The organism is Actinosynnema sp. NPDC059797, assembly GCF_042732085.1.
Lineage (GTDB): Bacteria > Actinomycetota > Actinomycetes > Mycobacteriales > Pseudonocardiaceae > Actinosynnema.
In genome coordinates, this window is record NZ_JBHWIE010000408.1 from 1 (window position 1) to 5,904 (window position 5,904).

Here is a 5,904-nt window from a genome sequence, read left to right on the forward strand (position 1 = left end):
GTACAGGTGCCCGTTGCGGTGCCAGACCAGGTCGTAGGCGTTGCGGACGCCCGTGGCGTGGATGGTCAACGGCGCGTTGGCCGCGTACGGGTCGTAGGAGCCGCCGGCCTCGGTGCGCACGTTCACCGGCAGCGCCGCCGGCAGCCTCGACGGGTGCAGCTTCAGCACCGCCGCGCTCAGCAGGTGCTCCGGCCGGTTGCCCCACGTCGGGTCCGGCGCGCCCATGGCGTTCATCGAGCCCTGCGTCAGGTACAGCGCGCCGTCCGGCCCGAACGCCAGCGAGTTCGTCTCGTGGTCCTTGACCGACCGCGGCAGGTCGGTGACGACCTCGGTGTAGACGCCCAGGTCCGGCCCGCTCAACCGGGCGACCTTGCCCGACCAGTCGGGCGCGTTCGACGTGCCGCCGAAGTTGTCGGTCACCCACAGCACCGGCGCGGCCGGCGTGGACGCCGGGTCGAACGCCAGGCCGATCACGGTCCGGTTCGGCGCGCCCGGCAGCCCCGCCGCGACCGCGTGGTCCCGCACGGTGTCGATCACCGTCGCGGCGCCCAGCGTCCCGTCGGCGTTGACCGGGTAGCGCCGGAGCTGCCCGGTGAACGTCGCCGCGTACAGCCTGCCGTCGGGCCCGAACGCCACGCTGGTGAACGGCGCGCCGGTCGCCACCCCGAAGACCTGCTCGAACGCGATCGGCCCGCCACTCGCGCCGGTCCCGGTGGTGAACACCGACGAGAACGGCCGGAACGCGGCGCCCGCCACGTCCCGCACCCCGTCCGTCACCGAGAACCGGTACGCCGTCGAGGGCGCCAGCGGCGCGAGCGGCGACACGTTGACCACGTCGCCGCCCCCGCTGGTGATCACGTTCGCGGGCACCGCGGCCCCGTCCGACACCCTGGTCAGCCGCACCGTGGACGAGGACAGCGTCGCCGGGTCCACCGCGCCCGACGGCAGCCGCAGGTCCGCCACCGCGCTGGAGGTCGGCGGCACGCCGGTCGCCAGGTTCGCCGGCGTCACCGCCCGCACCGACGGCGACCCGTCCGGCAGCCCGTCGACGTCGACGTGGTTGAGCTTGGTGTTGGAACCGCCGCGCGGCGACAGCGTCAGCCTCCCGTCGGTCACCACGACCACCCGCGTCGCCGAGGCGTGCTTGGCGGTCGAGGTCGGCGTGAACGCCGCCACCGCGTTCTGGTCCTCGACGTTCAGCCAGTGCGCGCTGTCCACGGCGGCGCCCGCGTCGCCCACCGACACCGTCACGCGGTAGGTCCCGGCGGGCACGGCGAGCTCCCAGCCGCCCGGCGTGGGCACGCCCGGCGACGACGGGGGCAGCTGGGCGTGCACCAGCGTCGCCAGCCGCACGTCGCCGCCGCCACCGCGGTTGCGCCCGTTGCCGACCAGCGACAGCGGCGTGGTCGTGCCCAGCGCCACCCAGCCGTAGGTCTGCCCGTCGCCGCGCGGGCCGTAGGCCTCGCCGAAGTCCCGCGAGTACCCCGCGGGCGGCGCGGTGGCCGCGTCGGAGAAGTTGACCCGGGCGGTGAACACCGCGGCGTGCGCCACGCCCACCACCTGCGAACCGAGCAGCAGCAGCGAAACCAGGAGAGCGCGCACGGGGCCTCCTCGACGACGGGCACCCAGCGTCGCAAGGACCCGGCCCGCGCCGACCGCCGAAGGGCGGAGCACCCCTGCGGACTGCCGAACCGGCGGCAGGACCAACCGAACGGCCTGTTGTCACCCCGTGACCGAGCGCTTACCGTCGGTTGACCGACCGATCGCGCCCTGGAGGTCCGCCGTGTCGAGGAAGCTCTGGGCCGCCGTGGTCGGCGCCCTCGCCCTGACCGGCGGCGCGCTGGTCACCATCCCCCTCAGCGCGGACGCGGTGGACGACCGGCCGACCGCCGTCGTCTCCCTCGGCGACAGCGCCATGTCCGGCGAGGGCGCCGGCTCCTACGAGGACGGCACCGAGGGCGAGAACGGCAACTGGTGCCACCGCTCCACCGCCGCCATGGTGCACCGCACCCGACTGGCCGACCGCACGGTCAACCTGGCCTGCTCGGGCGCGGACTCGGCGAACGTCTCGCTGGCCGACACCGTGCACTACACGGAGGGCTCGCAGGCCCGGCGGCTGATCGACGTCGCCCGCGAGTTCCGGGTGACCACCGTCGTGGTCCAGGTCGGCGCGAACGACGACCCGGAGTTCGCCGACACCATGGTCGACTGCGTGATCGCGTGGGCCAACCCGTTCGGCCCCTCCTGCCGCGCCGAGCTGGAGCGCGAGTGGCCGGGCAGGCTGGCCGCGATGGCGCCGAAGGTGGAGAACGCGCTGCGCGACGTCCGCACCGCCATGAGCACCGCGGGCTACGACAACGGCCAGTACGACCTCGTCCTGACCTCTTACGCCTCCCCGGTGACCGAGCGGATGGACCGCATCCTGCACGGCCCGCAGGGCTGCCCGCTGCGGCTGGCCGACGCCGGGTACGGGCGCACCGTGGCCGTGCCGCAGCTCAGCGAGGCGCTGCGCGGCGTCGCGTCCCGCGCCGGGGTGAAGTTCCTCGACCTGTCCCGCGCCACGGAGAACCGCGAGGCGTGCACCAAGGGCCCCACCACCGACGGCGAGTGGCAGCGCAGGCTCACCGTCGACCCGAACGCCCTCGTCAACGGCGGGCTCGACGCCATCGGGCTCCACCTGGCGCAGCAGTCGTTCCACCCGAACGCCGCGGCGCACGACCAGTTCGGCCGCTGCCTCACCGAGTTCGTCACCGGCGGCGCGGGCAGCGCGCGCTGCGTGGAGGGCGCGGACGGCAACCTGCACGCCGTGCAATAGCGGGCAACCCGCACACCCCCACCGGCGTCTTACCGGTAAGTTGGCGAGACCATCGCTTTGGGGGGACCGGTGTTGGACAACGCCTTCGTCCGCGCGTGCGGACTGGCCGCGGTGGTGCTCACCGCGGCCGCGTGCACCTCGTCCGGGTCCGAGCCGCTGAACCCGGGCCTGGCGCCGCGCGACACCGTGCAGACCACGGCCAAGCCGACCAGGCAGGACCTGTCGAACAAGGTCAGCCTGACCGGCACGGTCACCATGAACCCGGTGTTCGGCATCGCCTCGCCGGTCGCGGGCCAGGTGCGCTACCTCACCGTCCCGGAGCCCACCGGCACGCCGACCAAGCCGACCCGGTTCGCCACCGTGTGGGACCAGGGCAAGCCCAACAACGTGGACGTGCCCGCCGGCGCGACGTTCGGCGGGCGCCTGGTGGACGACCGCGCCACCGTCACCGCGGGCATGCCCATCGCCTCGGCGAAGTACGCCGGCTACGGCATCGTCGCCGACATCGACGGCGCGCAGGCGTACCAGATCTCCGACGCCGCGCAGGGCACCGTGCAGGCGCAGATCAAGAACGGCCCCGGCCCCTTCGCCTGCGCCCTCCTGGGCACCATCGCCGCCCTCCCGCAGGGCACCGCGCCGCCCCCGCCGACCGAACCCACCACCGACGTCCCGCCGCCGGACACCCCGCTGCCGGACGCCCCGCCCGCCCCCTCCTCGGAACCGACGGGCCTGCGCCTGGTCTGCACCGCGCCCGCCGACGTGCGGCTGATCAACGGCGCGACCGCCACCCTCGAACTGGTCACCGCGACCGCGCAGGACGCGCTCGTCGTCCCGATCGAGGCGGTCGCCGGCGGCCAGGGCAAGGGCAAGGTCGACGTCGTGGGCCCCGACGGCGCCAAGCAGACCAAGGACGTCGAACTCGGCCTGACCGACGGCAAGGTCGTCGAGATCAGGTCCGGCCTCACCGGCGACGAGACCCTGGCCGTGCCCGGGCCGAACCTGCCGCCGGCGGCCGGCGAGTGACCCCGCTGCTGACCCTCACGGGCATCACCAAGACGCTCAAGGGCCAGGAGGAACCGCGCACCATCCTGGCCGGCGTGGACCTGACCGTGCACAGCGGCGACAGCGTCGCCATCCTGGGCCGCTCGGGCTCGGGCAAGAGCACCCTGCTCAGCCTCATCGGCCTGTTCGACCGCCCGGACGGCGGCCGGTACCTGTTGGGGGAGCAGGACATCACCCGCCTGCCCGAACGCCGGGCCGCCGCGCTGCGCAGCGCCGAGTTCGGCTTCGTGTTCCAGCGCTTCTTCCTGCTCAAGCACCTCACCGCCGCGCAGAACGTGGCCATGGCCCTGGTCAACGGCCAGGGCTGGCTGCCCCGCCGCAAGCGCAGGGCGAAGGTCCTGGCCGCCCTCGACCGCGTCGGCATCGCCCACCTGGCCAAGCACAAACCACCCAGGCTCTCCGGCGGCGAGCAGCAGCGGGTGGCCATCGCCCGCGCCCTCGTGCGGGAGCCCCGCATCATCCTCGCCGACGAACCCACGGGCGCCCTCGACACCGAGACGGGCAACCTCGTCGTGGAGGTCCTGCGCCGGACCACGGACCACGGCTGCGCCCTCGTGCTGGTCACCCACGACGTCGACCACGCCGCCAAGATGGGCCGCACCTTCCGCCTCACCGGGGGCGTGCTCACGTGATCAGGTTCTCGGGCCGGCTCAGGTCGTCCCTCATCATCGGCGGCCAGGGCATCAAGGCCCGCAAGCTGCGCACGTTCCTGTCCATGATCAGCCTGTTCATGGGCGTCCTCGCGGTGGTGGCCGTCCAAGCCGGCTCGGTGATCGCCAACCGCGCCATGCTGGAGGACGTGGAACTCCAGCAGGGCAAGGACGGGACCCTCCAGATGTACCTGTCCCCGGAGGGCCGGACGGTCCCGGTGGCCCTGGAGGTCCTCCGCGACCGCACCGACGCCGTGGCCATGACCTCCACGAGGGCCATCATCGGCGAACCGGGCGTGAAACCCGTCAACGAGGGCGGCGGCCCCATCGACGAACCCGGCTACGGCCCCATGATGACCTGCGACGCCAACGGTTGCCGCCCCGTGGACGACGGGAACGCCGACGACCCGCCGGGCCAGGCCGTCGAACTGGAACTGGTGGGCCTGACCGGCGACGTCCGCCAGTTCCGCCCCTTCCGCCCCACCCAGGGCAGCTGGCTGGACTTCACCGGCACCCCGTCCCTGTCACCGAGGCTGGTCCTCAACCACCACGCGGCCGAAGCCTTCACCCGCCACCACGTCCCGGCGGAGATGCGCCTGGCCGGGGCCGCCAGGAACCCCACGCCCCAGTTCATCGGCGTGGTGGACGACGGCGGCTTCCGCCCCACCGCCTACGTCCGCACCGACGAACTCCTCAACTGGCTCCCCGCCGCCGACATGTCCGACTCCCGGAACGGCCCGGGCCTCCAAGTCCTCATCGCCCCGACCGCCACCGAGGTCGAGCACACCCTCCGGGCCAGGCTCGTGGCCTCCGGCACCCGCGAGGAAGCCATCTCCACCAGCAGGGTCGAGACCCTCGAGCGCATGTCCACCCAACTGGCCCTGATGCGCTGGATCTTCCTGGGCATGGCCGCCCTCGTCCTCCTCATCGGCGTGGCCGGCATCCTCAACGTGGGCCTGGCGACGGTGGGCGAACGCGTGGAGGAATTCGCCCTGCGCCGAGCCGTGGGCACACCCCGCCTGCTCCTGGCGGGCATAGTCCTGGCGGAAACCCTCCTGACCGGCCTCCTGACCGCGGCCCTGGCCATCGGCACCGGCGCACTGGCCCTGCAAGCGGCAGGCACCCTCTTCAGCTCGCGCTTCCCCTCCCTGACCGACGTCCAGTTCCCCTGGCAGGCAGGCGTGGCAGGCGTCATCGCGGGCCTGGTGGCCGGCATCCTGGGCGGCCTCATCCCCGCCCTGCGCGCGGCGAGGATCCCCATCGCCACGGTCATGCGAGCCTGACACACCCCGCCCAGCTCGTGGTCTCCCCGTATGGCCTGGGCGCAGCCCAACCGCGCTTGTCAAGGGGTCCACGCCCTTCGGACCCCTTGACGAG

5 protein-coding genes are annotated in these 5,904 nt (G+C 73.6%); 4 read left to right on the top strand and 1 reads right to left on the bottom strand.

The window, feature by feature from the left end; translation table 11 throughout:
• The coding region (locus tag ACFV4N_RS38475; RefSeq protein WP_499677611.1) for a PQQ-dependent sugar dehydrogenase at positions 1 to 1,602 on the bottom strand (1,602 nt) is incomplete at its 3' end.
• A gap of 181 nt (positions 1,603 to 1,783) precedes the next feature.
• On the opposite strand from ACFV4N_RS38475, the gene ACFV4N_RS38480 reads away from it, so the two are divergent.
• The 4 genes from ACFV4N_RS38480 (at position 1,784) to ACFV4N_RS38495 (ending at position 5,810) form a co-directional block, all read left to right on the top strand.
• On the top strand, positions 1,784 to 2,815 hold the full coding sequence (locus ACFV4N_RS38480) for a GDSL-type esterase/lipase family protein (RefSeq protein WP_499677612.1): 1,032 nt from the start codon (positions 1,784 to 1,786) through the stop codon (positions 2,813 to 2,815).
• A gap of 72 nt (positions 2,816 to 2,887) precedes the next feature.
• The gene (locus ACFV4N_RS38485) at positions 2,888 to 3,838 is read left to right on the top strand and encodes an efflux RND transporter periplasmic adaptor subunit (RefSeq protein WP_499677613.1); all 951 of its coding nucleotides are present in this window, start codon (positions 2,888 to 2,890) and stop codon (positions 3,836 to 3,838) included.
• Positions 3,835 to 4,509 carry an ABC transporter ATP-binding protein gene (locus tag ACFV4N_RS38490; RefSeq protein ID WP_499677614.1) on the top strand — a complete coding sequence of 225 codons (675 nt, stop codon included), beginning with the start codon at positions 3,835 to 3,837 and terminating at the stop codon, positions 4,507 to 4,509. Before ACFV4N_RS38485 ends, ACFV4N_RS38490 begins: the two co-directional genes overlap by 4 nt.
• A complete protein-coding gene (locus tag ACFV4N_RS38495) occupies positions 4,506 to 5,810 on the top strand; it encodes an ABC transporter permease (protein WP_499677615.1) in 1,305 nt (434 codons plus the stop codon). Before ACFV4N_RS38490 ends, ACFV4N_RS38495 begins: the two co-directional genes overlap by 4 nt.
• Positions 5,811 to 5,904: the final 94 nt, after the last annotated feature.